The organism is Halovulum marinum (assembly GCF_009697225.1).
Taxonomy (GTDB): Bacteria; Pseudomonadota; Alphaproteobacteria; order Rhodobacterales; family Rhodobacteraceae; genus Halovulum; species Halovulum marinum.
Window position 1 is genome coordinate 194,407 of the sequence record NZ_WIND01000004.1, and the last position, 26,351, is coordinate 220,757.

Consider the following 26,351-nt stretch of genomic DNA (forward strand, 5'->3'; position numbering starts at 1 on the left):
GCCCGACTGACAGAAAGGGGGATCAGGATGATCCACAGACTGCTTGGCGCCCTTCTGTGCGCCGCGACCGCCCCAGCCGCCGCCCAGACTGCCGCGCCGCAGGCCTGCGGCGAGCGTGCGGCGGTGATCGAGCGGCTCCGCTCCGGCTACGGCGAGGAACGCACCGGCGCCGGGCTCAGCAGCAGCCGCGGCATCGTCGAGGTCTATGCCTCGCAGCGCACCGGCAGCTGGACGATCCTGCTGACGCTGCCCGACGGCCGGTCCTGCCTGGTGGCCGCGGGCGAAAGCTGGCAGTCGGGCCCACCGCCGGGCACGGTCGCCGGCGAGCCGGTCTGAGCCTCAGGCCAGGCCGACCCAGATCAGCCGCGCGCCGGCGACGGTCAGCAGGACATACAGCGTCACGAAAAAGGCGCGCTCCGGCACGAACCGGTGCGCCCACACGCCCAGCAAGGTGCCCAGGACCGCCACCGGCGCCAGCAGGCCGACCGCCAGCGCGGTGCTTTGCCCGAACAGGCCCAAGGCGATGTAGCAGAAGAACTTCAGCGCGTTCACCACCGCGAACACGATCACCGTGGTCGCCTGGAAGGCACTCTTGTCCAGGCCCCGGCCCAGCAGGAAGACCGAGGCCGGCGGCCCGCCGGCATGACTGATGAAGCTGGTCAACCCGGTGACGCCGCCCCAGAACACCCCTGATACGGGCCCGCTGCGGCGCTGCGAAAGATGCGCCGGCAGACGCGATTTCAACAGTTGCCAGGCGACGAAGCCGACCGCGATCAGGCCGATCAGCACCCGCAGCAGATCGTCCGAGATCATCGTGAACAGCGCCGCGCCCGCCGCGATCCCGGCCAGGCCGCCCAGGATCAGCAGCCGCGCGCTGTCCCGGTCCCAGCGCCCCCACCAGGCGCGCAGCGCGGTGGCGTCCATGATCATCAGCAACGGCAGCATCAGCACCACCGCCTGGGCCGGCTCCAGCACCAGCGCCAGCAGCGGCGTCGCGGCGAATCCCGCGCCCGAGCCGAACCCGCCCTTCGAGATCCCCGACAGGATCACGGCCGGCACCGTGGCCAGAAAAAACGTCAGCGTCAGATCCATGAAATTCCCCGCAGGCGGACGGCCCGGTTCGGCCGTCGCGGTCGCGACGGCGATGCCGCTTGCGATACCGGGGTTTTGCCGATACGCCAAGGCCCCGACGCAACCTGTACCGGAGAGATCACCATGGCACGAGCCAAAATCGCGCTTATCGGGGCGGGCCAGATCGGGGGAACCCTGGCTCACCTCGCCGCGATGAAGGAGCTTGGCGACGTTGTCCTGTTCGACATCGCCGAGGGCACGCCGCAGGGCAAGGCGCTGGACATCGCCGAAAGCTCGCCGGTTGACGGCTATGACGCCAGCCTCAAGGGCACCAACGACTACGCCGACATCGCCGGCGCGGACGTGTGCATCGTCACCGCCGGCGTGCCGCGCAAGCCGGGCATGAGCCGCGACGACCTGCTGGGCATCAACCTGAAGGTTATGAAATCCGTCGGCGAGGGCATCGCCACGCACGCCCCGGATGCCTTCGTGATCTGCATCACCAACCCGCTCGACGCGATGGTCTGGGCGCTGCAGAAGTTCTCGGGCCTGCCCGCGAACAAGGTCTGCGGCATGGCCGGGATCCTCGACAGCGCCCGGTTCCGCTATTTCCTGGCCGAGGAATTCGCCGTCTCGGTCAAGGACGTGTCGGCGTTCGTGCTGGGCGGCCACGGCGACACCATGGTGCCGCTGACCCGCTATTCCACCGTCGCCGGCATTCCGCTGCCGGACCTGGTCGAGATGGGCTGGTCGAGCCAGGAGAAGATCGACGCCATCGTGCAGCGCACCCGCGACGGCGGCGCCGAGATCGTCAAGCTGCTGGGCACCGGCTCGGCGTTCTACGCCCCGGCCGCCGCGGCCATCGAGATGGCCGAAGCCTATCTGAAGGACCAGAAGCGCGTCCTGCCCTGCGCCGCCGAGGTGAACGGCGCCTACGGCCTGAAGGGCCTCTACGTCGGCGTGCCGACGGTGATCGGCGCGGGCGGCATCGAGAAGGTGGTCGAGATCAAGCTGGACCGCGACGAGAAGGCGATGCTCGACAAGTCGATCGACGCGGTGAAGGGCCTGGTCGCGGCCTGCAAGGAAATCGACGACACGCTGGCGTGACGGCGCCCGGCGGCGCGGCCCGTTCCGGCCGCGCCGCGCGCCCTGGCGCACCCGGCCGTCCGCGGCCCCCGATTCTCCTGCTCCCTCCGCCACGGAATGCCTTTCCGGCCGAAGACGCATAACGTTTCATTAATTTGTGATCACACCGAATTTTTATGTGATCACATTCTCGGAAATTGGCGCGCGAACCCCCGCCAACGGCCCGAATTTGCTTTGCAGGCTGGTCCCCCTATGCCTAAGGGAGGTGTCAACGATCCCGGGGGGAGCAGCCGCCGGGTCGAAGATCGAGAGGACCGGCTACCCATGAACATCCACGAGTACCAGGCCAAGCAGCTTCTTCGCGAATACGGCGCCCCGGTGTCCGAAGGCGTTCCGGTGACGCGCGCCGAGGAAGCCAAGACCGCCGCAAGCCAGCTCGACGGGCCGCTCTGGGTGGTCAAGGCGCAGATCCACGCCGGCGGCCGCGGCAAGGGCAGCTTCAAGGAGGCCCAGGCCGGCGAGAAGGGCGGCGTGCGCCTGGCCAGGTCGGTCGAGGAGGCCGCCGAAGAGGCGCAGAAGATGCTGGGCCGCACCCTGGTCACGCACCAGACCGGCCCCGCCGGCAAGCAGGTCAACCGCATCTACATCGAGGACGGCTCGGACATCGAGCGCGAACTGTACCTGGCGCTGCTGGTCGACCGCGGCTCGTCGCGGGTGTCCTTCGTCTGCTCGACCGAGGGCGGCATGGACATCGAGCAGGTCGCCGCCAACACGCCCGACAAGATCCTCAGCTTCTCGGTCGATCCGGCCAGCGGCATCTCGGGCTTCCACGGCCGCCGCGTCGCCTTCGCCCTGGGCCTGCAGGGCCAGCAGGTCAAGCAGTGCGTGGCGCTGGTCAACACGCTCTACAGGATGTTCATCGAGCGCGACATGGAGATGCTCGAGATCAACCCGCTGATCGTCACCACCGACGGCACCCTCAAGTGCCTCGACGCCAAGATGGGGTTCGATTCGAACGCGCTCTACCGCCAGCCCGCCATCCTGGCGCTGCGCGACGAGACCGAGGAAGACCCGAAGGAACTGGCCGCCTCGAAGTTCGACCTGAACTACATCGCCCTCGACGGCGAGATCGGCTGCATGGTCAACGGCGCCGGCCTGGCGATGGCCACCATGGACATCATCAAGCTCTACGGCGCCGAGCCGGCGAACTTCCTGGACGTCGGCGGCGGCGCCACCAAGGACAAGGTGACCGAGGCGTTCAAGATCATCACCTCGGACAGCAACGTGAAGGGCATCCTGGTCAACATCTTCGGCGGCATCATGCGCTGCGACGTGATCGCCGAAGGCGTGGTCGCCGCGGTCAGGGAAGTCGGCCTGCAGGTGCCGCTGGTGGTCCGCCTGGAAGGCACCAACGTCGAGAAGGGCAAGGAGATCATCAACGGCTCCGGCCTCGACGTGATCGCCGCCGACGACCTGTCGGACGCGGCCGAGAAGATCGTCAAGGCGGTGAAGGGGTAGCTGATTGCTTCGGAATGCTACAGTTGCAGGTCTGGCCACAGCATTTGGCTGCATACTGCCTACGAGCCTAATCGCGAAATGTGCTTCCGAAGAGGCCGTTGCCGCGGGCCCGATGATTGTTTGCACCGAGAACGAAGCGAAACGGATCGAACCTCTAATGGACAATATGCACGATGCAGGATGGCTTATTGCCCGAGGTCGATGCCTTAGTGCAACCGAGCAGTTGGCTCAAAAGATAAGTGAATGCCGGAAAGTATCGATCGAAGTCGCACGGGAAGAAGCCATTGCTTATGCAGCAAGTGTGACAATGGAGAAGATCTACCTCTACCGCTTGGCAAGGACAAACTGAAATGGCCGTACTCGTCGATGAAAATACCCGCGTGATCTGCCAGGGCCTGACCGGCTCGCAGGGCACGTTCCACTCCGAACAGGCGATCGCCTACGGCACCAGGATGGTCGGCGGCGTGACGCCCGGAAAGGGCGGCAGCACCCACATCGGCCTGCCGGTGTTCGACACCGTGGCCGAGGCCCGCGCCGCGACGACGGCCGACGCCACCGCCATCTACGTGCCGCCCAGCTTCGCCGCCGACGCGATCCTCGAGGCCATCGACGCCGAGATGGAGCTGATCGTCTGCATCACCGAGGGCATCCCGGTGCTGGACATGATGAAGGTCAAGCGCGCGCTGGAAGGTTCGAACTCGACCCTGATCGGCCCGAACTGCCCCGGCGTCATCACCCCGGACGCCTGCAAGATCGGCATCATGCCGGGCCACATCCACCGCCGCGGCAGCGTCGGCGTGGTCAGCCGCTCGGGCACCCTGACCTACGAGGCGGTGGCGCAGACCACCGCCGCCGGGCTGGGCCAGTCGACCTGCATCGGCATCGGCGGCGACCCGATCAAGGGCATGGAGCACATCGACGCGCTGGAGCTGCTGCTGGCCGATGACGAGACCCAGTCGATCATCATGATCGGCGAGATCGGCGGCGCCGCCGAGGAAGAGGCCGCGCAGTTCATCAGGGACGAGGCCAAGCGCGGCCGCGCCAAGCCGATCGCCGGGTTCATCGCCGGCCGCACCGCGCCTCCGGGGCGCCGCATGGGTCACGCCGGCGCCATCGTCGCCGGCGGCAAGGGCGGCGCCGAGGACAAGATCGAGGCGATGAAATCCGCCGGCTTCGTGGTCGCGGACAGCCCCGCGGGGCTGGGCGACGCGGTGCTGAAGGCCATCGGCTAGTCACATCAGGGAGGGGCCTGCGCCATGACGCTGGTCTCGGACACGCGCCGGTTCGCCGGTCTCGACACGATCAACGCCGCACCCGCGCCGCCGAAGCGCGGCCGCGGGCGCCGGTCGAACGTCCCGGACTGCTGCCGCACCGGCAGGGCCGCGCGCGCCGGACCGTTCCGGCGGACCCCGCCCGACGTTCCGGCAGCGCGGAACACCGGCCGGCACCCTGTGCCGCCGGCGGCGTGCTGCGCCTGTTCCCCAGACAGTGCGCGTGCCAAGGTAGGCGATGCCTGCCGGCGCGAGCCTTCGCGCACCGGCGATCGCTTCGAGGAAAGGGAGCCCGTCCATGCCACGGCCTGACACCCGCACCGGCGACAGCGGCGCCACGATACCAGGAGCCCCGAAATGACCGACCAATCCCCGAACGAGGCGTTCCGTTCCTCGTCCTTCCTGCAGGGACACAACGCCGCCTATGTCGACCAGCTTTACGCCCGCTACGCGCAGGACCCGCACGCCGTCGACGAGAGCTGGCGCCAGTTCTTCGCCGCCCTGGCCGACGACGAGGGCGATGTCCGCCGCGAGGCCCGCGGCCCGTCCTGGGCGCGGACCGACTGGCCGCCCGCGCCGAACGACGAGCTGACCGCCGCGCTGGACGGGCAGTGGGCCGAGGACCCGGTCGCGCACGCAAGCCGGAAGATCGGCGCCAGGGCCGCCGAGACCGGCGTCGAGGTCAGCGAGCAGCAGATCAAGCGCGCCGTGGTCGACAGCCTGCGGGCGCTGATGCTGATCCGCGCCTACCGCATCCGCGGCCACCTGGCGGCGGACCTGGACCCGCTGAACCTGACCGAGCCGACCGAGCACCCCGAACTGGACCCGAAGACCTACGGGTTCTCGGACGCGGACATAGACCGGCCGATCTTCATCGACATGGTGCTGGGGCTGGAGATGGCGACGCTGCGCCAGATCCTCGAGATCCTCAAGCGCACCTACTGCGGCACCTTCGCGCTGCAGTACATGCACATCTCGGACCCCGAGCAGGCCGCCTGGCTGAAGGAACGCATCGAGGGCTACGGCAAGGAGATCGCCTTCACCCGCGAGGGCCGCAAGGCGATCCTGAACAAGCTGGTCGAGGCCGAGGGCTTCGAGAAGTTCCTGCACGTCAAGTACACCGGCACCAAGCGCTTCGGCCTGGACGGCGGCGAGGCGCTGATCCCGGCGATGGAGCAGATCATCAAGCGCGGCGGCAGCCTGGGCGTGAAGGAGATCATCGTCGGCATGCCGCACCGGGGCCGGCTGAGCGTGCTGGCGAACGTGATGGGCAAGCCTTACAAGGCGATCTTCAACGAGTTCCAGGGCGGCAGCTTCAAGCCGGAGGAAGTCGAAGGCTCGGGCGACGTCAAGTACCACCTCGGCGCGTCCTCGGACCGGGAATTCGACGGCAACGTCGTGCACCTGTCGCTGACCGCGAACCCCAGCCACCTCGAGGCGGTGAACCCGGTGGTGATCGGCAAGGCCCGCGCCAAGCAGGCGCAGCTGAACGACAGCGACCGCACCCAGGTCCTGCCGGTGCTGCTGCACGGCGACGCGGCCTTCGCCGGACAGGGCGTGGTGGCGGAGTGCTTCGGTCTGTCGGGGCTGAAGGGCCACCGGACGGGCGGCACGATCCACATCGTGGTGAACAACCAGATCGGCTTCACCACCGCGCCGCACAACTCGCGCTCCAGCCCGTACCCGACCGACATCGCGCTGATGGTCGAGGCGCCGATCTTCCACGTCAACGGCGACGACCCCGAGGCCTGCGTGCATGCCGCCAAGGTCGCCACCGAGTACCGGCAGAAGTTCGGCAAGGACGTCGTCATCGACATGTTCTGCTACCGCCGCTTCGGCCACAACGAGGGTGACGAGCCGATGTTCACCCAGCCGCTGATGTACAAGGCGATCAAGACCCACAAGACCACGCTGCAGCTGTACACCGAGCGGCTGATCCGCGACGGGCTGATCCCCGAGGGCGAGATCGACGACATGAAGGCCGCCTTCCAGGCGCATCTGAACGAGGAATTCGAGACCGGCAAGGAATACAAGCCGAACAAGGCCGACTGGCTGGACGGCCGCTGGTCGCACCTCGACAAGCAGGGCGAGAAGTACCAGCGCGGCAAGACTGCGGTGAAGCTGTCCCGCCTGAAGGAGGTCGGCGCCGCGCTGACCCGCCTGCCCGAGGGGTTCAAGCCGCACCGCACCGTCGAGCGGATGCTGAAATCCAAGCAGGAGATGATCGACAACGGCACCGGCATCGACTGGGCCACGGCCGAGGCGCTGGCCTTCGGCACCCTGCTGGCCGAGGGCTATCCGGTGCGGCTGTCGGGCCAGGATTCCACCCGCGGCACGTTCAGCCAGCGGCACTCGGGCATCATCGACCAGGAAACCGAGGAGCGCTACCTGCCGCTCAACCACATCAAGTCGGGGCAGGCCGCCTACGAGGCGGTCGACTCGATGCTGTCGGAATACGCCGTGCTGGGCTTCGAGTACGGCTATTCGCTGGCCGAGCCGAACGCCCTGACCCTTTGGGAGGCGCAGTTCGGCGACTTCGTCAACGGCGCGCAGATCATGATCGACCAGTTCATCTCGTCGGGCGAGAAGAAGTGGCTGCGCATGTCCGGCCTGGTGATGCTGCTCCCGCACGGCTACGAGGGCCAGGGCCCGGAGCACAGCTCCGCCCGGCTGGAGCGGTTCCTGCAGCTTTGCGCCGAGGACAACTGGATCGTCGCCAACTGCACCACCCCGGCGAACTACTTCCACATCCTGCGCCGGCAGCTGCACCGCAGCTTCCGCAAGCCGCTGGTGCTGATGACGCCGAAATCGCTGCTGCGGCACAAGAAGGCGGTCTCGACGCTCGAGGAGATGTCCACCGGCTCCAGCTTCCACCGCTGCCTGTGGGACGATGCCCAGCAGGGCAATTCGGACACGGTGCTGGCGCCGGACGACAAGATCCGCCGGGTCGTGATCTGCTCGGGCAAGGTGTACTACGACCTGCTGGAGGCGCGCGACGAGCAGGGGCTGGAGGACGTGTACCTGCTGCGGCTGGAACAGTTCTACCCGTTCCCGGCGCAGAGCCTGGTGGGCGAGCTGAAGCGCTTTCCCGAGGCCGAGGTGGTCTGGTGCCAGGAAGAGCCCAAGAACCAGGGCGCCTGGACCTTCGTCGAGCCCAACGTCGAATGGGTGCTGGGCCGCATCGGCTCGAAATGGAAACGCCCCGCCTACGCGGGCCGCGCCGCCGCGGCCTCGCCGGCGACGGGGCTGGCCAAACAGCACAAGGCACAGCAGGACGCGTTGGTGAACGACGCCCTGACAGGCAAGAAGGACTGAACTGATGGCTGAGATTCGCGTGCCCACCCTGGGCGAAAGCGTGACCGAGGCGACCGTCGCCACCTGGTTCAAGAAACCGGGCGACGCCGTCGCGGTCGACGAGATGCTGTGCGAGCTGGAAACCGACAAGGTGACCGTCGAGGTGCCGTCGTCGGTCTCCGGCACCCTGGAGGAGATCGTCGCCAACGAAGGCGACACCGTCGGCGTCGACGCGCTGCTGGCCACGGTCGCCGAAGGCGCCTCGAACGGCGAGGCGAAGCCGGCGCCGAAGGCCGACGACGCCAGTGCGGCCGCCCCCGAAGCCGAAACCGAAGCCGAGCCCGAGGCCGCACCGGCCGCGGACGAGGACAGCGGCACCAGCGTCGACGTGATGGTGCCCGCGCTGGGCGAAAGCGTGACCGAGGCGACCGTCGCCACCTGGTTCAAGAAGGTCGGCGACGCGGTCGAGGCCGACGAGATGCTGTGCGAGCTGGAGACCGACAAGGTCTCGGTCGAGGTGCCCGCCCCCGCGGCCGGCTATCTGGCCGAGATCGTCGCCCAGGACGGCGCCACGGTCGAGGCCGGCGGCAAGCTGGCGGTGATCTCGGCCGGCGCGGCCCCGGGCGAAAGCGCGCCGAAGTCCTCGCAGCCCGCCGCCGCAAGCCAGCAGGCCAGGGCCAGTGGCAAGGACATCGAGCACGCCCCCTCGGCGCGCAAGATCCTCGAGGAAAAGGGGCTCGACCCGTCGCAGGTCCAGGGCACCGGCAAGGACGGCCGGGTGATGAAGGAGGACGCGCTGCGCGCCCAGCCCGGCCAGAAGGCCGAGGCCCCGGCGTCCGCGCCGCCCGCGCCGCAGCCGGCGCAGGTGCCGCGCGGCCCGGTCTCGGCCGACGACGCCGCGCGCGAGGAGCGGGTGCGCATGACCCGCCTGCGCCAGACCATCGCCCGCCGCCTGAAGGACGCGCAGAACACCGCCGCCATGCTGACCACCTACAACGAGGTCGACATGACCGGGGTGATGGAGCTGCGCAACGAGTACAAGGACCTGTTCCAGAAGAAGCACGGCGTGAAGCTGGGGTTCATGTCGTTCTTCACCAAGGCCTGCTGCCACGCGCTGAAGGAGGTTCCCGAGGTCAACGCCGAGATCGACGGCACCGACGTCGTCTACAAGAACTACGTCCACATGGGCATCGCCGTGGGCACGCCCTCGGGGCTGGTGGTGCCGGTGGTCCGCGATGCCGACCGGATGGGCTTTGCCGACATCGAGAAGCGCATCAACGAGCTTGGCGCCAAGGCCCGCGACGGCAAGCTGTCGATGGCCGAGATGCAGGGCGGCAGCTTCACCATCTCGAACGGCGGCGTCTACGGCTCGCTGATGTCCTCGCCGATCCTGAACCCGCCGCAGTCCGGCATCCTGGGCATGCACAAGATCCAGGACCGCCCGATGGTCGTGGGCGGCCAGATCGTCATCCGGCCGATGATGTACCTGGCGCTCAGCTACGACCACCGGGTCGTCGACGGCAAGGGCGCCGTGACCTTCCTGGTGCGGGTGAAGGAGGCGCTGGAAGATCCCCGCCGCCTGCTGATGGACCTGTAGGCGCCCGTGGTGGTGAACGGAGCTGGCCGTGGATAAACCTGCGCTGTCCGGACGCGCGACCCGTCTTCCAGAGGGCATGATGGTGGAGACCGCGAAGCTGCACGGCTCCACCGGCCTTGCCGTCACGGTGCGGAACGGTTCGGTCCTTTATGCGGTTGCGGTCGATGATGAACTCGATGTCTCGATCATTGATCGTCCGCACTGCGCGGAGGAGTGGCGCGCCCGTGCAGACGATCCGCACGCGCCACCGGCACAGAAACCGCCACAGACACGCAGATGACCACCGAACTGACCGTCCTGACCCTCGCCGCGCTTTGGCAGGTGGTGCAATACGCGCTGATGTCCGTTCCCGCGAACCTGGAACTGGGCACGGCCCGCACCTTCGGGCCGCGGGACGACGACCTTGCCGGGCTTCTGTCTCCGACCACGGCGCGGCTGCACCGTGCGTTGGGCAATCACTTCGAGGGGCTGATCCTGTTCACCATCGCGGTGCTGGTGATCGCGCTGAGCGACGGCAGCACGCCGCTGACCCGCATCTGCGCCTGGGTCTATCTTGCGGCGCGGATCGCCTATGTGCCGGCCTATGCCTTCGGCCTGTCGCCGTGGCGGTCGCTGGTCTGGCTCGCCGGGTTCGGCGCCACGGTCCTGATGTTGCTGGCGTCGCTGTTTTGAGCGTCCGGCCCTCAGTCCATATCCCCGGCCAGCGCGTAGACCGGATCGGCTGCGGTCGCTGCCGGCGCAACGGCATCCTGCGGCGCCTCGATGAACGCGACCGCTTCGTGCAGGTGGAGGACGAACTTGCCGCCCACCACGATCAGGCAGAGCGTCAGCAGCTTTGTCGCGGTGTCCCGGTTCACGAAGGTCATGTGATGTGCTCCCTTGCCGTCGGCCCCTCTATGTCCGCAAACGGTGCCCGCTTGATGTAGACAAGATGGCAATTCCGCGGTGAGTTGCCTGGAATTCTGACGACGGAACGCAATTCCGGCCTGCGCCGGTGAAAGGAGACAGGATGGCAAGCTACGACGTGATCGTGATCGGCGCGGGGCCCGGCGGCTATGTCTGCGCAATCCGCTGCGCGCAGCTGGGGCTCAAGACCGCCTGCGTCGAGTCGCGCGACACGCTGGGCGGCACCTGCCTGAACGTGGGCTGCATCCCGTCCAAGGCGATGCTGCACGCCAGCCACCAGTACCACGACGCCCACACCCATTTCGACGAGATGGGCCTGGTCGGCGCCAAGCCCTCGGTCGATATGCCGAAGCTGCTGGCCTACAAGCAGTCCACCGTCGATTCGAACACCAAGGGCATCGAATTCCTGTTCAAGAAGAACAAGGTGGACTGGCTGCAGGGCCACGGCACCATCGAGGCCAGGGGCAAGGTCAAGGTCGGCGACGAGGTGCACGAGGCGAAGCACATCGTCATCGCCACCGGCTCCGAGCCGGCGGCGCTGCAGGGCGTCGAGGTCGACGAGGAGCGCGTGGTCACGTCGACCGGCGCGCTGGAGCTGAAATCGGTGCCCGACAAGATGGTGGTGATCGGCGCCGGCGTGATCGGGCTCGAGCTGGGCTCGGTCTATGCGCGCCTGGGCGCGCAGGTCACGGTGTTCGAGTTCCTCGACCACGTCACGCCGGGCATGGACGGCGAGGTGCAGAAGACCTTCCAGCGGATGCTGAAGAAGCAGGGGCTGGAGTTCGTGATGGGCGCCGCAGTGCAGTCGGTCGAGAAGCTCAAGAGCAAGCTCAAGGTCACCTACCAGAGCCGGAAGGCCGAGACCGAGACGACGGTCGATGCCGACGTGGTGCTGGTCGCGACCGGCCGCAAGCCCTACACCGAGGGGCTCGGGCTGGAGAACGCCGGCGTTTCGCTGACCGACCGCGGCCAGGTCAAGGTGGACGCGCACCTGTCCACCGGGGTCGAGGGCATCTGGGCGATCGGCGACGTCGTCACCGGCCCGATGCTGGCGCACAAGGCCGAGGACGAGGGCATGGCCGTGGCCGAGCGCATCGCCGGCCAGGCCGGGCATGTGAACTACGGCGTCATCCCCAGCGTGATCTACACCTTCCCCGAGGTCGCCGCGGTCGGCCAGACCGAAGAGCAGCTGAAGGACGAGGGCCGCGCCTACAAGGTCGGCAAGTTCCCGTTCATGGGCAACGCGCGCGCCAAGTCCTTCTTCGCCGGCGACGGGTTCGTGAAGATCCTTGCCGACAAGCAGACCGACCGGGTGCTGGGCGCGCACATCATCGGCCCCTACGCCGGCGATCTGATCCACGAGATCTGCGTCGGCATGGAGTTCGGCGCCGCCGCCGAGGACATCGCCCGCACCTGCCACGCGCACCCGACCTTCTCGGAGGCGGTGCGCGAGGCGGCGCTGGCCTGCGGCGACGGCGCGATCCACGCCTGACCCGCGGCACAGGGGGCGTGCGCGCCGCGCCCCCGGCCGCCGCCTCAGCTCAGCAGCATCCGCAGGCCGCCGGTGACGTCGGCCCGCACCGCCACCCGCAGCCCCGGCTCATCGCCGGCGCGCAGCGCCGCGATGATCTTGCCGTGGCTCTCGGTCACGACGTCGCGCCGCTTCTCGGAGTACAGCGCCCGCATCGACGGGCCCAGCTGCAGCCAGACCGACTCGGCCAGCGCCAGCATCGCCGGGGCCTGCGCGCGCAGGTACAGCACCCGGTGGAATTCCAGGTTCAGCCGCACATAGTTGACCGCATCGCCCGAGGCCAGCACGTCGTGGATCTGCCGGTTCAGATCCTCCATCCGGTCGATCATCGCCGCGTGCGCCCGCGGCAGCGCGCGCGAGGACAGTTCCGGCTCCAGCAGGGCGCGCAACGCGGCCAGTTCCTCGATCCGCTCGTTCGACAACACCGGCGTCGTGATCCGCCCGGTGCTCGACAGCGTCAGAGCGCCTTCCGCGGCCAGCCGCCGGATCGCCTCGCGCGCCGGGGTCATGCTGACGCCGAACTCGGCGGCGACGCCGCGCAGCGTCATCGCCTCGCCGGGCAGCACTTCTCCGTGAAGCACGCGCGAGCGCAACCTGCGGTAAATCAGGTCGTGATTGGTGGAACCTTTATCCCGTTGACCACGTTCTGACTGAAACGGCCCTGAAGTGTGCATATTCGTAACGCTAGTCACCCTAGGGATGCCGTACAAGAATCGATGAGGATCGGGCCGCTATCTGGTACTGTCAATACGGGGTGGGGAAAGACAATGGCGGACTTTTATTCCGACATCATCAACTGGACGACGGCAAGCGTCGTCGGCGGTGCCGTGCTGCTTGCCGGTGCCGAATTCGATGCGCCGGGAGCGTCGGACGAACCGGTTCTGCTGGCGGCCGCTGCCGACAGCGCGGCCGAGAGCATCATGCGCGAGACGATGGCGCAGGAGCGCGCGCTGAGCGTGACTGCCACGCCCGCATTCGCCGAGGTCCCGGCCGAGACCGCCGACGCCGCGCCGCGCGCGTCCCGGTTGCCGCAGATCAAGCCGGCCAAGCTCGAGAAGGTGGTGTTCACCAATGTCGGCGATTCCTCGGGCATGTCCCCGATCCAGCCCGAACCTCAGGACCTGCTGGAGAAGGGCCGCGTGACCGCCCAGGCGGTGAACCTGCGCGCCGGGCCCGGCACCCGCTTCGCGGTCGTCGGCCGCGGCAACAGCGGCCAGGAACTGCTCGTCACCGGCGAGACCGATGGCGTCTGGGTGCAGATCCTGACGCCCGATGGCGACGAAGGCTGGGTCCACGGCCGCTATTTCCGCACCCCCGAGCAACTGGCGGCGAACTGAACCGCCCGCGCGCGCGGCCTCGGAGCGGCCTCAGAACCGATAGCGATGCAGCTGCGCGCCATGCGTGCGCAGCCAGTCGCGCGGGCCGGCGTACTGCGGCATCAGCCCCTCCAGCACCCGCCAGTAGGCCGGGGAATGGTTCATCTCGGCCAGATGCGCCACCTCGTGCGCCGCGACATAATCCAGCACCTCCGACGGGGCCAGCACCAGCCGCCAGGACAGCATGATGTTGCCCTGCGCGGTACACGATCCCCAGCGCGAGCGGGTATCGCGCAGCGTCAGCCCGGCATAGCGGCGCCCCAGCGCCGCGCTGTGGCGGTCCAGCGCCTCCAGCGCCCGCGCCCGGGCCTGCTCCTTCAGCCACGCCTGCAGGGCGCCGCGGAAGCGCGCCTCCGCGCCCGGAACGAACAGTTCGTCGCCGCGCCGCACCACGCGCCGCCCCTGCCCCGCGCGCAGCACGAGGCGCTCGTCGCCGACGTCCAGCGGCAGGCCCGGGGCCGGCATCTGCGCTTGCGGCAGCACCGCCAGCCGCTTGGCGATCCAGTCCCGGTGGGCGTCGAGAAAGCCGCGCACGTCCGCACCGGTGGCGTGGCGCGGGGCGGTCAGGGTCAGCGCGCCGTCGTTGGCGGACAGACGCAACGTCAGCCGCCGCGCACGGGCATGCTGGCGCACCGCGACCCGCACCGGCGGGTCGTCCAGCCGCAGCTCGGCCGGCGGCGGGTCGGCGCGGGCGCGCAGCCGCGCGATCACGCGGCGGGGAACCGCGCGACCTTGTCGTCGCGCGCGCTCTCGTCGGCCGCGCTCTCGTCGGCGTAGTTCGCGCGGATGAAGTCGCGGATGCGGGGCTGGATCTCGCCGCGCCAGCGCGATCCGTTGAACACGCCGTAATGGCCGACCCTGGCCTGCACATGGTGCGCGCGCAGCGTCTCGGGCAACCCGGTCAGCAGGCGATGCGCCGCCTCGGTCTGGCCCAGTCCGGTGATGTCGTCGCGCTCGCCCTCGACGGTGAGCACGGCGATGTCGGTGATCACGCCCGGATCGATGCGCTGGCCGCGGTGCTCGTAGCGGCCGGTGGCCAGCTGGCGCTTCTGGAACACCCGCTCGATCGTCTGCAGGTAGAACTCGGCGGCCAGGTCCATCACCGCCATGTATTCGTCATAGAACCGCCGGTGCGCGGCGGCGCCGTCGCCGTCGCCCTTCACCAGGTTGTTGAAGTGCTGCACATGCGCGTCGGTATGCCGGTCCAGGTTCATCGCCATGAAGCCGGTCAGCTGCAGGAAGCCGGGGTACACCCGCCGCAGGAAGCCCTTGTTCGGCCACGGCACCTGGGTGACGACATTGCGCTCGAACCAGCCCAGCGGATGCTGCGTCGCCAGCTCGTTCGGTTTCTTCGGGTTGCAGGCGGTGTCGATCGGCGAGCCCATCAGCGTCAGCGACGACGGCCGCGCCGGATCCTCGTCCATCGCCATCAGGGTGGCGGCGACCAGCGCCGGCACCCCGGGCTGGCAGACGCCCATCACCGCCGGGCGGGTGCCGTCCTCGCCCAGGAACTGGCAGAACTCGATCAGGTACTCGGTGAAATCCTCGAGATCGAACCGCCCCTCGCTGACCGGCACGTCGCGCGCGTCGGTCCAGTCGGTGACGTAGACCTCGTGCTCGGCGACCATCGACTGCACGGTGCCGCGCAGCAGCGTCGCGTAGTGCCCGGACATCGGCGCGATGATCAGCACCCTGGGATCGTTGCGCCGCGCGACATGCGCCCCCTCGCGGCGGAACCGCAGCAGGTTGCAGAACGGCATCTCGTAGACGACCTCGGGCTCGACCTCGGTCTCGATGCCGTCGATCGTCACCGGCCTCAGATCCCATTCCGGCTTGCCGTAGCGGCGGGTGGCCGAGATGAACATCTCGCACATCGCGGCGGTGGTCCGGGCCGGCTGGCTGTCAGCCATCGGGTTCAGCGGGCTGATCAACATGTCGCGGGTCATGCGCGCGGCGTTGCGCATCGGCGAGATCGCGGCATGGGTCATCTCGTAGGCGTGATAGAGCATACCTGACCTCACATGCTTTGCTTATAGTACATCTTGCAAAACTAGGGTCGGTTTTGCACTGCATCAAGCCATTTCGCACATGCGTGAATAATCTGTCGGCTTCCGTGTTTGACAAGCCGCGCATGCTGTGGCAGAGGGCGTGCCTTGCCTGACACAGATGCGAGAAGTCCTGATGCCGAAGGATGAATGGGGCGTAAAACGGGTCTGCCCGTCCTGCGCGACTCGATTCTACGACCTGCAGCGCGATCCGCTGACCTGCCCGAGTTGTGGCGCGGTGTTCTCCCTGGAGAGCCTGCTGTCCAAGAAGGGTGGTGCCACGATCCGTCCCGAGAAGAAGGCGCCCGAGCCGGTCGCGGCCAGCAGCGAAACCGAGTCGGACGACGCGGTGGTGCTGGACGACAACGACGATTCGGATGTCGATATCGACAGCGATCTGCTGGACGATGACGACGACGATTCCGTCGATCTGGAGGACATCGCCGACGTTTCGAAGGACGACGACGAAAACTGAAGGCGGGCGGGGGCGATCGGCGCCGGGCGCATTTTTGGCTTGCACCCGGCACACGCCGCACCTATGACACGCCCACCCGAACACTGGGTGATTCAGGGGCCATAGCTCAGTTGGGAGAGCGCTTGCATGGCATGCAAGAGGTCAGGGGTTCGACTCCCCTTGGCTCCACCAAATCTCTAAATCAGGAAGAAGTTCAGCAACTTGCTGATTTTAAATGGTGTTCTCCAAAGGTTGTCACGCTGAGGTGTTACAGTGGAGCGCCTCAAGAAGATGCCAGGTCATGCGCGATGAGCTTTTGAACGAGACCATGTTCCGCGACATGGCCCATGCCCGTTCCGCAATCCGCGCCTGGGCCGCCGACTACAACGAGCAAAGGCCCCATTCCGCCCTCGGTTGCCAGACCCCAAAGGCGTTCGCCGAGCACCTGCTAACCGCAACCGACAGCCGCGCTGCGTCACATGAAAACTCCGCGCATCTGTCGGTTGCTCCACCAGCGCCAATCGGCGTATCAACCCAAAGGGCTCCAGTTCCCGCTGGATGAAAGTTCAGTGGCAGGTCACCCGCGATGGCCGCGCCGGTTCCTGCCGTACCTAAAGAACCCACTGCCCCAGTTACCGCCGCAACAAAGGCCGAACCTGCGAGCGCCTTAGTCGCCGCACCAAGTGCCACTGATGCTTTCCGGTCGGACACCTGCAGTATCCGTGCGGCGATTGAAGTCAGGAGTGAGGAAGTGGATTTCAGATCAGCGTCGGACCTGTCGAGCGCTTCAGTACTCAAGGCGGGTGATTTCATTAAGGATGCGTACTCTCATTTTGGCAGGATCGGTGGGCGGAAAGACAGTGTCAACTACGAGGCTTGGTCAGAACCGAACGGGCCAGCCGATCTAGCTCCCTTCCGACCAGGGCACACTACTGAGTGTCAGTGGCACCAGGGGGCGGTGAGAGTGCCGAAAGTGTTACAGAGGATTGTCACACCCAAAGCGGTGCAGTATTGACAAGCAGTTGAAAACAAACAGGATCAACAACAGATCAGCGTCTCCCCTTGGCTCCACCAATCACCCGCGACTTCCTGCCATAGCTGGTCAATCCTTGCCGGTCGCGAGTCCGGGCTAGGATTCAATCCGACATCGGTCCGGGATCCTCCGGAAGCTGCATGATCTCCAGGTTTCCCGGCAATCCCTCGCGAGGATCGGCCATCCAAGGCTGCGCAGGCCCATCCTGGCATCCGGTCAGCGCAACGCATCCTCATTCCGGATAGCATGGCGCCGGAGCCTGGTTCGCGCGCCAGGTCGCGACAGCCCGGACGCGGTTTGGCTTGCTCTCGGTGCTGTCTACCTCGCGCCCGACCGATGCCGCATCGCCTGCACCCCGGCCTTGCGGGGGCTGGCGTTCGGCCCCGATATGACCCGGCATGTGCCGCCCCGATCCTGTTCGGACCTATCGCCGCAGCCGCGGTCGGCGGCTTTCTTGCCATGACGGTATGCGCCGCCGCTGGTGCCGCCTCCGCCGCCGCGACGCCGCCGGGCCCGCCGTGCCGTTGCGCCGGGGCAATTCGCCCGCCCCGCCCGGCGATCGGGTTGTTGATTTCCGCCGCGCAGGCATTACATCGGCAGCAGCAGAAGCGCGCTTCTGTGCGGTGACCGGGCCCCTCTGGCGGAAGTGGCGGCGCTTTCGTGATGTCGGAACCGCGTTCTTGTCCAGCCGCCTGGAACGACTTTCGAACATGCAGGATACGGCCACCCCGACCGCGGGTTCCGACGGCGCGAGCGCGTCGTCGGCATCGCTTCTCCGCTATTTCCGCTGGGCGATCATCGTCACCGTGCTGGGCCTGGGCTTGGGCGCCCTGCTCGGCTGGCAGACCACCGGCACGCTGGGCGGCACGCTCACCATTTTCTTCATCTGCTCGGTGCTCGCCGTGCTCGAGATCTCGCTGAGCTTCGACAACGCCATCGTCAACGCCAACAAGCTGAAGGACATGACGCCCGCCTGGCAGCGCCGGTTCCTGACCTGGGGGATCCTGATCGCGGTGTTCGGCATGCGCATCGTGTTCCCGCTGCTGATCGTCGTGATCGCCGCCAACATCGGCCCGTGGCAGGCCGTGGTGCTGGCCGCCGCCGAGCCCGGCGAATACGCCCGCATCATGGAGGAGGCGCATCTGCCGATCGCGGCCTTCGGCGGCAGCTTCCTGATGATGGTCGGCCTGTCGTTCTTCTTCGACCACGAGAAGGACGTGCACTGGGTGCGCTGGATCGAGAACCACATCGCCCGCTCGGCCTCGATCCGCGGTATCGAGGTGCTGCTGGTGCTGCTGCTGATCCTCGGCTTCTCGCGGCTGCAGCACGACGGCAACCAGCAGGTGTTCTTCACGGCCGCGGTCTGGGGGCTGGTGACGTTCCTGACGGTCGAGGTGCTGGGCGGGCTGCTGGACAGCAGCCGCCAGGCGCTGCACGCCGGCGCCCGCGGCGGGCTGGGCGCGTTCCTGTACCTCGAGGTGCTCGACGCCAGCTTCTCGTTCGACGGGGTGATCGGCGCCTTCGCGCTCAGCCAGAACCTGTTCGTCATCGCCATCGGCCTCGGCATCGGCGCAATGTATGTGCGCTCGATGACGATCATGCTGGTCGAGAAGGGCACGCTGACCCAGTACCGCTTTCTGGAACACGGGGCGTTCTACGCGATCCTCGCGCTGTCGGTGATCATGTTCGCCCAGTCGCTGGTCAAGATCCCCGAGGTGATCACCGGGCTCGGCGGCGCCGGGCTGATCGGCGTGGCGCTTTGGTCCTCGGTCCGCTGGAACCGGGCGAACGGGCACTAGATGAATAGGCAGGCGGCCGCGTCGGCTTCGGCGATTCGCGGCTGCACTTCCACGCGGCGACGTGGTAAGGCCGGCCGGGACGGAAACAGTCTATGGGGAACGTCATGAAGATCGCGGTTCTGGGGGGGGACGGCTTCGTCGGCTGGCCCACGACGCTGCACCTGTCGGACCAGGGGCACGAGGTGCATATCCTCGACAACCTGTCCCGGCGCTGGATCGACACCGAACTGGGCGTGCAGTCGCTGACGCCGATGGACTCGATCCAGGAGCGCACCCGCATCTGGCACCAGCAGACCGGGCGCAAGATCCACTTCCACCTGATCGACATCGCCCGCGATTACGAGATCCTCAAGGGCTGGCTGGCCGAGCACAGGCCCGACGCCGTGATCCACTTCGCCGAGCAGCGCGCCGCGCCGTATTCGATGAAGTCCGACCGGCACAAGACCTACACCGTCAACAACAACGTCTCGGCGACGCACAACCTGCTGGCCGCGCTGGTGGAAACCGGCATCGACGCGCATCTGGTGCATCTGGGCACGATGGGCGTCTACGGCTATTCCAGCGTCGGCGCGGCGATCCCCGAGGGCTATCTGCCGGTCGATGTGGAAACCCTGTCCGGCGACAAGGCGGAACAGGAGATCCTGTATCCGACGCGGCCCGGATCGGTCTATCATATGACCAAGAGCCTCGATCAGATCCTGTTCCAGTTCTACGCCCAGAACGACGGGCTGCGGATCACCGACCTGCACCAGGGCATCGTCTGGGGCACGCACACCGAACAGACCCGGGGGCACGAGCAGTTGATCAACCGGTTCGACTATGACGGCGACTACGGCACCGTGCTGAACCGCTTCCTGATCCAGGCGGCGATCGGCTATCCGCTGACCGTGCACGGCACCGGCGGGCAGACCCGCGCCTTCATCCACATCCAGGACAGCGTGCGCTGCATCGAGCTGGCACTGGGCGACGCGCCGGCGGCCGGCGAGCGGGTGAAGATCTTCAACCAGATGACCGAGACGCACCGCGTCCGCGACCTGGCCGAGATGGTGGCGCGGCTGGCCGGGGCCGAGGTCGCCTATCTGCCGAACCCGCGCAAGGAAGCGCCCGAGAACGACCTGGTGGTGCGCAACGACCAGTTCCTGGCGCTGGGCCTGAACCCGACCCGGCTCGAGGAGGGTCTGCTGGACGAGATCATCGAGGTCTCGCGCAAGTACGCCCACCGCGTCGACCGCAGCCGCATCCCCGCGGTGTCCGCCTGGACCCGCGAGCTGGGCGCCAAGGTCGAGCGCGACCCGGAAGGCAAGAAGCTCAAGTCGGTCAGCTGATGGCCGCGTCACAGGCGTCGCGCCCGGCGGGCGCGGCGCAGGCCTATGTCACCCTCGTCACCAATGCCGACTACGCCGCCGGGGCGCTGGCCCTGGTGCGGTCGCTGCGGCTGACGGGAACGCAAGCCGATATCGTCGTGCTGCACACCGGCGGCGCGCCTGCCGATTCGCTTGCGCCGCTGGAGGCGTTGGGCGCGCGGCTGGTGCTGGCCGGGCTGCTGCCGACCTCGGACGCGTTCAACGCCCGCCACGCCCGCACCGCGCTGCACGGCGCCGCGCCCTTCACCAGGGGCCGCAAGCCCGAGTTCCACACCCCGCTCGACAACTTCGCCAAGCTGCGGCTGTGGCAGATGACCGAATATCGCTCGTGCGTGTTCATCGACGCCGACGCGCTGGTGCTGCGGACCATCGACAAGCTGTTCGACTACCCCGAGTTCTGCGCCGCGCCGAACGTCTACGAGGGGCTGGGCGACTTTCACCGGATGAACTCCGGCGTGTTCACCGCGCGGCCTTCCGAGGCCACGTTCGATGCGATGCTTGCGCGGCTCGACGCGCCCGACGCGTTCTGGCGGCGCACCGACCAGACCTTCCTGCAGGCGTTCTTCCCCGACTGGCACGGGCTGCCGGTGTTCTACAACACATTGCAATATGTCTGGTTCACCATGCCCGAACTCTGGGACTGGGCCTCGGTCCGGGTGCTGCACTTCCAGTACGAAAAGCCGTGGGAGGCGGACCATCCCAAGGCCGACAGGCTGCGCCCGCTGATCGACCTGTGGCAGGCGTTCCACGACGGCGCGCCGATCCCGGACCTGGGCAGCCTGCCGACCCCATGCGCACCGTCGTAACCGGCGGCACCGGCCGCGTCGGCTGGTTCGTCGCGCAGCACTGCCGGGCGCTTGGCTGGGACGTGACCACCACCGGCCGCGACTTACCGCTTGCGCCGGACACCGACTTCGCCCCCCTGCTCGCGGGGGTCGACCTGCTGGTTCACTGCGCCTTCGCCCATGTCCCGGGACGCTACCGCGGCGGCGAGGGCGACGATCCGGCCGGCTTCCGCCGCGCCAACCTCGACGGCACCGCGGCGCTGTTCCACGCCGCCCGTGCCGCCGGCGTGGCCCGCGTGATCTTCCTGTCCAGCCGCGCCGTCTATGGCCCCCACGCCCCCGGCACTCGGCTGACCGAGGACATGCCCTGCCACCCCGACACCCTCTACGGCGAGGTCAAGCTGGCCGCCGAGCGCGCGCTGGCCCGGCTTTCGGCCCCCGGCTTCACCGGCGTGTCGCTGCGGGCGACCGGGGTCTACGGCCCCACGCCCGCCGGGATCGCGCACAAATGGGCCGGCCTGTTCCGCGACTTCCGCGAGGGCCGCCCGATCGCGCCGCGCGCCGGGACCGAGGTGCACGGGCAGGACCTTGCCCGCGCCGTGGCGCTGGTCGCGCGGCAGCCCTCGCCCGCCCCGGTCTACAACGTCTCGGACCTGCTTCTGGACCGGCGCGACCTGCTGCGCCTGACCGGCCTGCAAGGGGCCCTGCCCGAGCCGGCGGATGCCGCGCAGGTCAACCAGATGGACACCGGCCGCCTGCGGGCGCTGGGCTGGCGGCCCGGCGGGTTGCCGCTGCTGCAAGAGACACTTTCCAGGCTTCTGCAGACCGGCGACTAATCCGGCTCCTGATCCTCCAGTATCCGCGCGGCGCTCCCCTCGGGATCGTCGAACTGCCCGGAGCGCAGGGCGAAGACGAAGGCCGCAAGCCCGGCTCCGCCCAGCACCAGCGAGATCGGGATCAGCACCAGCAGAACGTTCATGTCATCCCCCCTGGTTCATCCCGCGACGCACCCGCAGCGCGTTCAGCGACACGCAGATCGACGAGCCCGACATCGCCAGCGCGGCGGCCAGCGGGGTCGCGTAGCCCGCCACCGCCAGCGGGATCGCCACCGCGTTGTAGGCTGCGGCCAGGGCGAAATTCTCCAGCATCCGCGACCGGGCGCTGCCCGCCAGCCGGATCACCCGCGGCACCACCGACAGGTCCGGCGTCAGCAGCACGATGTCCGCCGCGTTGCGCGCCACGTCCATGCCCGAGGCCGGCGAGATCGACACGTCCGCCGCCGCCAGCGCCGCGGTGTCGTTCATCCCGTCGCCGAGCATCAGCACCCGCGCCCCCGCGGCCCTGAGCGAGGACACCCGGTCGGCCTTGTCCTCGGGCGTCAGCCCGGCCTCGGCCGCGTCGATGCCGAAGCGCGCCGCCAGGCGCGCGACCGGCACGGGCGCATCGCCCGACAGCAGCATCACCCGCTTGCCGCGCAGCCCCTCGAGCATGTCCGCAAGACCCGGGCGCGGGCGGTCGGCAAAGCGGAAGCCGACCGGCGGCGCGTTCCCGACGCGCAGCCAGGTGGCGGTGGTCTCCGCGTCCCCGGTCTCGACCCACTGGGCCCGGCCCAGACGCACGGCCTGCCCGTCGAGCCGCCCCTCGACACCCTGGCCGGGCACCTCCCGCACCGCCTCGATCCGCGGCAGATCCAGCGCCGCCGCATCCGCCGCGGCGGCCAGCGCCCGCGCCAGCGGATGCGCGCTGCCCGCGCCCAGCGCCCCGGCGACCGCCAGCGCGCCCGCCGGCACCGCTTCGGGGTCAGCCAGCACCGGCGCGCCCTCGGTCAGCGTACCCGTCTTGTCCAGAACCACGGTATCCACGCCCGCCAGCCGCTCCAGCGCGGTGCCGTCCTTCAGCAGCACGCCGCTGCGGAACAGCGCACCGCTGGCGGCGACCATGACCGAGGGCACGGCAAGACCCAGCGCGCAGGGGCAGGTGATGATCAGGACCGCGACGGCGATGTTGATCGACAGCCGCGCGTCGCCGCTCGCCCAGTACCAGCCCAGTCCCGAGACCAGCGCCAGCAGATGCACCACCGGCGCGTAGACGCGCGCGGCGCGGTCGGCCAGCGAGACGTACCTGTTCCGCGCGCCCTCGGCCTCGCGCACCAGATCGGCGATCCGGCGCAGCGTGGAGTCGGCCCCTGCGGCGGTGACGCGCACCTCCAGCCGGCCGGTCAGGTTGACCTCGCCGGCATGCACGGCCTGCCCGGCGGCGGCGGCCACCGGGGCGGTTTCGCCGGTCAGCAGGCTGCGGTCGAGTTCGGTCGCGCCGGACCGGATGATGCCGTCGGTGGGCACCCGCATGCCGGGGCGCACCAGAACCACATCGCCCACCGCCAGTTCGGCCACCGGCACGGTGCACGCCCCGCCCTTGCCCAGAAGCTCGGCGCGCGGCACCTCGAGCGCGGCCAGTTCGGCAGCGGCCGAGCGCGCCGCGGCGCGGCTGCGGTGGTCCAGCACCCGGCCCAGCAGCAGGAAGAAGGTCAGCGACATCGCGGCGTCGAAATAGGCATGCGCGCCGCCCAGCGCGGTTTCGTACAGCGACACCGCCAGGCTCAGCAGGATCGCCAGCGAGATCGGCGTGTCCATCACCAGCCGGCCGACGCGCAGCGCCGCCCAGGCGTTGACGAAGAACGGCTGCGCCGCGAACAGCGCGGCCGGCAGCGCGATCAGCGCCGAGACCCAGTGCAGGAAGTCGCGGGTCACGCCCTCGGCCCCGGCCCAGACGGCGACCGACAGCAGCATCACGTTCATCGCCCCGAAGCCGGCGACGCCGAGGCGCAGCAGCAGGGCGCGCCCCGCCGGGTCCGCCGCGCGGCCCAGCGTGGCGGCGTCCAGCACCCGGCCGGGATGGCCCAGCGCCTGCAGCCGGGCCAGCACGGCGGCCTCGACCTGCGCGCCGGGGCGGGCGGTGATGGCCAGCCGCCTGAGCGTCAGGTTCACCCGTGCGGCGACGACACCCTCGAGCCCCGCCAGCCCGTGCTCGACCGTCGCGATGCAGCCGGCGCAATGCACCGACGGCACCGCGATCTGCAGTGTCGCGCCAGACGCCGCGGCGGCGGGGCGCGGCGCGGGCGCGGCCGCCGCGGCGGCTGGGCAGGCAGCGACGCTCATTGCGGCACCCGCAGGTCCAGCCGCTGGCGGAACCCGGTGCCGTCGGCGGCGGTGGCCGCGATCCGGACCTGCCACGGCCCGGGCTCCAGCCGCGCCGGCGCGACCAGCCCGCCGGCGCCCGGCGCGAAGGCCAGCGCCCGGTCCTGCGCCATGTGCGTCGCCCGGCCGACGCTGGCGGTGATCGCGGCGGGCAGCACCCGGGCGCCGTCGCGGTCGAGCACGACCAGCGTCACCCGTCCCGGCCGATAGGAGACCCGCGCGGTCCAGCCCAACGCCCGCTGCGCCGCACGCTCGCGGTCGAAGCCCTGGCTGGCGACGTAGCTGTTGCGGACCTCGAGCCCCGGAAAGCTGCCCAGCGCGGCCCAGACCAGCGCCATGTTGGCCCCGATCACCACCGCGAAGCCGGCGGCGGTGATGCCGAGGACGGTGCGGCCGGTCAGCGGGCGGCCGGTCGGTTGCTGCGCCATCACTGGTCCTTTCCGGTGAACACGGTATCGGCATGCGCGCGGGCGTCGCCGCCCTGCGCGGTGATCCACAGCCGCACGCCGGTGCGGCCGGCGGCGGCGGCGGCGCTGCCGGGCGCGGCGGTCAGGTACAGGCGCTGCCGGAAGGTCTCGTCCGCCGGCACGATCACCGCCGGGTTCCGCGTGCCTTCCAGCGACAATTGCAGATCGCGCGCGCCTTCCAGCGTGAACACGAAGCTCCGCGCGGCCCCGTCCTGGTTGCGCAGCCGCACCTCGTAGGCGTTGCGGATCGCGCCATCGGCCAGCGTGACGTAGACCGGGCTGCGCACAGGCGAGACCGCCAGCGACACGTCCGAGCGGATGAACAGCGCCACCAGCAGCGCCAGCCCGACCCCGGCCCAGAGCGCGGTGCAGAGGATCGTGCGCGGCCGCAGCGCGTGGCGCCAGGCGGGCCGCGGCGCGCCGCCCGCGCGCTCGCGCGGCTCGTCCGACAGCGCCAGGTAGTCGATCAGCCCGCGCGGCTTGCCGATCCTGGACATCACGTCGTCGCAGGCGTCGATGCACAGCGCGCAGGTGATGCACTCCAGCTGCTGGCCGTCGCGGATGTCGATGCCCATCGGGCAGACGTTGACGCAGGCCATGCAGTCGATGCAGTCGCCCAGCCCGGCCGCCGCGGCGGCCTTGCGGTGCTTGCCGCGCGGCTCGCCGCGCCAGCCGCGGTAGCCGACGGTCAGCGTGTCCTCGTCCATCATCGCGGCCTGGATCCGCGGCCACGGGCACATGTAGATGCACACCTGTTCGCGCAGGAAGCCGCCGAACACGAAGGTGGTCGCGGTCAGCAGCAGCACCGAGGCGTAGGCGACGAACGGCGCCTGGCCGGCGGCCAGCGCCCGCGCCAGCGTCGGCGCGTCGGCGAAGTAGAAAACCCAGGCGCCGCCGGTGGCGGCCGCGATCAGCAGCCACAGCGCCCACTTGGCAGCGCGCAGCCGGGCCTTGCGGGCGCTCCACTTCGCGTTCCACAGGCGCAGGCGGGCGTTGCGGTCGCCCTCGACCCGGCGCTCGACCAGGATGAAAAGGTCGGTCCAGACGGTCTGCGGGCAGGAATAGCCGCACCAGACCCGGCCCAGCGCCGAGGTGAACAGGAACAGCCCCAGCCCGGCCATGATCAGCAGCCCGGCGACGAAGTAGAACTCGTGCGGCCAGATCTCGATCCAGAAGAAGAAGAACCGGCGGTGCGCCAGGTCGACCAGCACCGCCTGGTCGGGCAGGTTCGGGCCGCGGTCCCAGCGGATCCACGGCGTCAGGTAGTAGATCCCCAGCGTGACCGCCATGATCCACCACTTCAGGGTGCGGAACCGGCCGCCGACGCGGCGCGGGAACACCGGCGCCTGCGCCTCGTAGAGCTTCGGGGGCGAGTCTGCGGCGCTCACGGGGGCGCGCTCCTTCGGTGGGGCTGGGATCCGGGTCACGTCGCCGGTGTGCCAGCCGCCCGGTGCCGCGGCCTTGACCTGGATCAACCGCCGCCGCACCGGCGCTTTGACCGGGGCGGCCGGGGCGTGTCAGACTGTCGCGACCCGCGTCGCCGCACGCGCGCGGGGG

General features: G+C 69.1%; 25 protein-coding genes, 1 tRNA gene and 1 pseudogene. 18 read left to right on the plus strand and 9 right to left on the minus strand.

Going from position 1 to position 26,351, the window contains the following annotated elements; all coding sequences use genetic code 11:
• Positions 1-27: 27 nt before the first annotated feature.
• The gene (locus tag GE300_RS08165; protein ID WP_154446054.1) at positions 28-336 is read left to right on the plus strand and encodes a hypothetical protein; all 309 of its coding nucleotides are present in this window, start codon (positions 28-30) and stop codon (positions 334-336) included.
• Between the two features lie 3 nt (positions 337-339).
• Here GE300_RS08165 and GE300_RS08170 read toward each other — a convergent pair whose 3' ends face one another.
• Positions 340-1,092, minus strand: coding sequence for a sulfite exporter TauE/SafE family protein (locus tag GE300_RS08170; protein WP_154446055.1), 753 nt, complete (start codon positions 1,090-1,092; stop codon positions 340-342).
• A gap of 123 nt (positions 1,093-1,215) precedes the next feature.
• Here GE300_RS08170 and mdh point away from each other — a divergent pair, with 123 nt between their 5' ends.
• The 8 genes from mdh to GE300_RS08210 all read left to right on the plus strand — a co-directional run bounded on the left by mdh (position 1,216) and on the right by GE300_RS08210 (position 10,509).
• On the plus strand, positions 1,216-2,178 hold the full coding sequence (gene mdh / locus GE300_RS08175; RefSeq protein WP_154446056.1) for a malate dehydrogenase: 963 nt from the start codon (positions 1,216-1,218) through the stop codon (positions 2,176-2,178).
• A gap of 303 nt (positions 2,179-2,481) precedes the next feature.
• On the plus strand, positions 2,482-3,675 hold the full coding sequence (gene sucC, locus GE300_RS08180) for an ADP-forming succinate--CoA ligase subunit beta (protein ID WP_154446057.1): 1,194 nt from the start codon (positions 2,482-2,484) through the stop codon (positions 3,673-3,675).
• Positions 3,676-3,832: 157 nt separating this feature from the next.
• Positions 3,833-4,024 (plus strand): hypothetical protein, encoded by a 192-nt coding sequence (locus GE300_RS08185; RefSeq protein ID WP_154446058.1) that lies wholly within the window; start codon positions 3,833-3,835, stop codon positions 4,022-4,024.
• 1 nt (position 4,025) lies between these two features.
• Positions 4,026-4,907: a succinate--CoA ligase subunit alpha gene (gene sucD, locus GE300_RS08190; protein ID WP_154446059.1), complete on the plus strand. Its 882-nt coding sequence runs from the start codon at positions 4,026-4,028 to the stop codon at positions 4,905-4,907.
• A gap of 396 nt (positions 4,908-5,303) precedes the next feature.
• Positions 5,304-8,261, plus strand: a complete 2,958-nt coding sequence (locus tag GE300_RS08195) for a 2-oxoglutarate dehydrogenase E1 component (protein WP_154446060.1) — start codon at positions 5,304-5,306, stop codon at positions 8,259-8,261.
• A gap of 1 nt (position 8,262) precedes the next feature.
• Positions 8,263-9,837 carry a 2-oxoglutarate dehydrogenase complex dihydrolipoyllysine-residue succinyltransferase gene (gene odhB, locus GE300_RS08200; RefSeq protein WP_154446061.1) on the plus strand — a complete coding sequence of 525 codons (1,575 nt, stop codon included), beginning with the start codon at positions 8,263-8,265 and terminating at the stop codon, positions 9,835-9,837.
• A gap of 28 nt (positions 9,838-9,865) precedes the next feature.
• Positions 9,866-10,117: a hypothetical protein gene (locus GE300_RS08205; protein WP_154446062.1), complete on the plus strand. Its 252-nt coding sequence runs from the start codon at positions 9,866-9,868 to the stop codon at positions 10,115-10,117.
• Positions 10,114-10,509, plus strand: coding sequence for an MAPEG family protein (locus tag GE300_RS08210; protein WP_154446063.1), 396 nt, complete (start codon positions 10,114-10,116; stop codon positions 10,507-10,509). Before GE300_RS08205 ends, GE300_RS08210 begins: the two co-directional genes overlap by 4 nt.
• 11 nt (positions 10,510-10,520) lie before the next feature.
• Here the strand turns inward: GE300_RS08210 and GE300_RS08215 are convergent, their stop codons facing one another.
• Positions 10,521-10,703 carry a hypothetical protein gene (locus GE300_RS08215; protein ID WP_154446064.1) on the minus strand — a complete coding sequence of 61 codons (183 nt, stop codon included), beginning with the start codon at positions 10,701-10,703 and terminating at the stop codon, positions 10,521-10,523.
• Between the two features lie 143 nt (positions 10,704-10,846).
• Between GE300_RS08215 and lpdA the strand changes: the two genes are divergently transcribed.
• Positions 10,847-12,235, plus strand: coding sequence for a dihydrolipoyl dehydrogenase (gene lpdA / locus GE300_RS08220; RefSeq protein ID WP_154446065.1), 1,389 nt, complete (start codon positions 10,847-10,849; stop codon positions 12,233-12,235).
• A 44-nt stretch (positions 12,236-12,279) separates the two neighbouring features.
• Here the strand turns inward: lpdA and GE300_RS08225 are convergent, their stop codons facing one another.
• Positions 12,280-12,948, minus strand: a complete 669-nt coding sequence (locus GE300_RS08225) for a GntR family transcriptional regulator (RefSeq protein WP_154446066.1) — start codon at positions 12,946-12,948, stop codon at positions 12,280-12,282.
• A gap of 93 nt (positions 12,949-13,041) precedes the next feature.
• Between GE300_RS08225 and GE300_RS08230 the strand changes: the two genes are divergently transcribed.
• The gene (locus GE300_RS08230; RefSeq protein WP_233416872.1) at positions 13,042-13,611 is read left to right on the plus strand and encodes an SH3 domain-containing protein; all 570 of its coding nucleotides are present in this window, start codon (positions 13,042-13,044) and stop codon (positions 13,609-13,611) included.
• A 30-nt stretch (positions 13,612-13,641) separates the two neighbouring features.
• Here GE300_RS08230 and GE300_RS08235 read toward each other — a convergent pair whose 3' ends face one another.
• On the minus strand, positions 13,642-14,361 hold the full coding sequence (locus tag GE300_RS08235) for a M48 family metallopeptidase (protein WP_325063155.1): 720 nt from the start codon (positions 14,359-14,361) through the stop codon (positions 13,642-13,644).
• The gene (locus GE300_RS08240) at positions 14,358-15,659 is read right to left on the minus strand and encodes a polyhydroxyalkanoate depolymerase (protein ID WP_154446068.1); all 1,302 of its coding nucleotides are present in this window, start codon (positions 15,657-15,659) and stop codon (positions 14,358-14,360) included. The genes GE300_RS08235 and GE300_RS08240 overlap by 4 nt, the downstream gene beginning before the upstream one ends.
• Before the next feature lie 172 nt (positions 15,660-15,831).
• Between GE300_RS08240 and GE300_RS08245 the strand changes: the two genes are divergently transcribed.
• The 7 genes and pseudogenes from GE300_RS08245 (at position 15,832) to GE300_RS08275 (ending at position 21,966) form a co-directional block, all read left to right on the plus strand.
• The gene (locus GE300_RS08245; RefSeq protein ID WP_154446069.1) at positions 15,832-16,170 is read left to right on the plus strand and encodes a TIGR02300 family protein; all 339 of its coding nucleotides are present in this window, start codon (positions 15,832-15,834) and stop codon (positions 16,168-16,170) included.
• A 95-nt stretch (positions 16,171-16,265) separates the two neighbouring features.
• Positions 16,266-16,341, plus strand: a tRNA-Ala gene (locus GE300_RS08250).
• 109 nt (positions 16,342-16,450) lie between these two features.
• Positions 16,451-16,711, plus strand: a pseudogene (locus tag GE300_RS08255) (integrase core domain-containing protein); the annotation flags it as partial.
• Between the two features lie 1,181 nt (positions 16,712-17,892).
• Positions 17,893-18,981, plus strand: coding sequence for a DUF475 domain-containing protein (locus GE300_RS08260; protein ID WP_154446071.1), 1,089 nt, complete (start codon positions 17,893-17,895; stop codon positions 18,979-18,981).
• A 104-nt stretch (positions 18,982-19,085) separates the two neighbouring features.
• Positions 19,086-20,306, plus strand: coding sequence for an NAD-dependent epimerase/dehydratase family protein (locus GE300_RS08265; protein ID WP_154446072.1), 1,221 nt, complete (start codon positions 19,086-19,088; stop codon positions 20,304-20,306).
• Entirely contained in the window at positions 20,306-21,151 is an 846-nt protein-coding gene (locus tag GE300_RS08270) for a glycosyltransferase (protein ID WP_154446073.1), read from the plus strand. Before GE300_RS08265 ends, GE300_RS08270 begins: the two co-directional genes overlap by 1 nt.
• Positions 21,136-21,966, plus strand: a complete 831-nt coding sequence (locus GE300_RS08275) for an NAD-dependent epimerase/dehydratase family protein (protein ID WP_154446074.1) — start codon at positions 21,136-21,138, stop codon at positions 21,964-21,966. The genes GE300_RS08270 and GE300_RS08275 overlap by 16 nt, the downstream gene beginning before the upstream one ends.
• On the opposite strand, the gene ccoS is transcribed toward GE300_RS08275, so the two are convergent.
• From ccoS to ccoG, 4 genes are read right to left on the minus strand one after another with little or no spacing between them, the layout of a single operon-like run.
• Positions 21,963-22,109 carry a cbb3-type cytochrome oxidase assembly protein CcoS gene (gene ccoS, locus GE300_RS08280; RefSeq protein ID WP_154446075.1) on the minus strand — a complete coding sequence of 49 codons (147 nt, stop codon included), beginning with the start codon at positions 22,107-22,109 and terminating at the stop codon, positions 21,963-21,965. The two genes, GE300_RS08275 and ccoS, sit on opposite strands and share 4 nt — an antisense overlap.
• A 1-nt stretch (position 22,110) precedes the next feature.
• On the minus strand, positions 22,111-24,288 hold the full coding sequence (locus GE300_RS08285; protein ID WP_154446076.1) for a heavy metal translocating P-type ATPase: 2,178 nt from the start codon (positions 24,286-24,288) through the stop codon (positions 22,111-22,113).
• Entirely contained in the window at positions 24,285-24,755 is a 471-nt protein-coding gene (locus tag GE300_RS08290) for a FixH family protein (RefSeq protein WP_154446077.1), read from the minus strand. Before GE300_RS08290 ends, GE300_RS08285 begins: the two co-directional genes overlap by 4 nt.
• The gene (gene ccoG, locus GE300_RS08295; protein WP_325063156.1) at positions 24,755-26,182 is read right to left on the minus strand and encodes a cytochrome c oxidase accessory protein CcoG; all 1,428 of its coding nucleotides are present in this window, start codon (positions 26,180-26,182) and stop codon (positions 24,755-24,757) included. Before ccoG ends, GE300_RS08290 begins: the two co-directional genes overlap by 1 nt.
• Between the last annotated feature and the right edge of the window lie 169 nt (positions 26,183-26,351).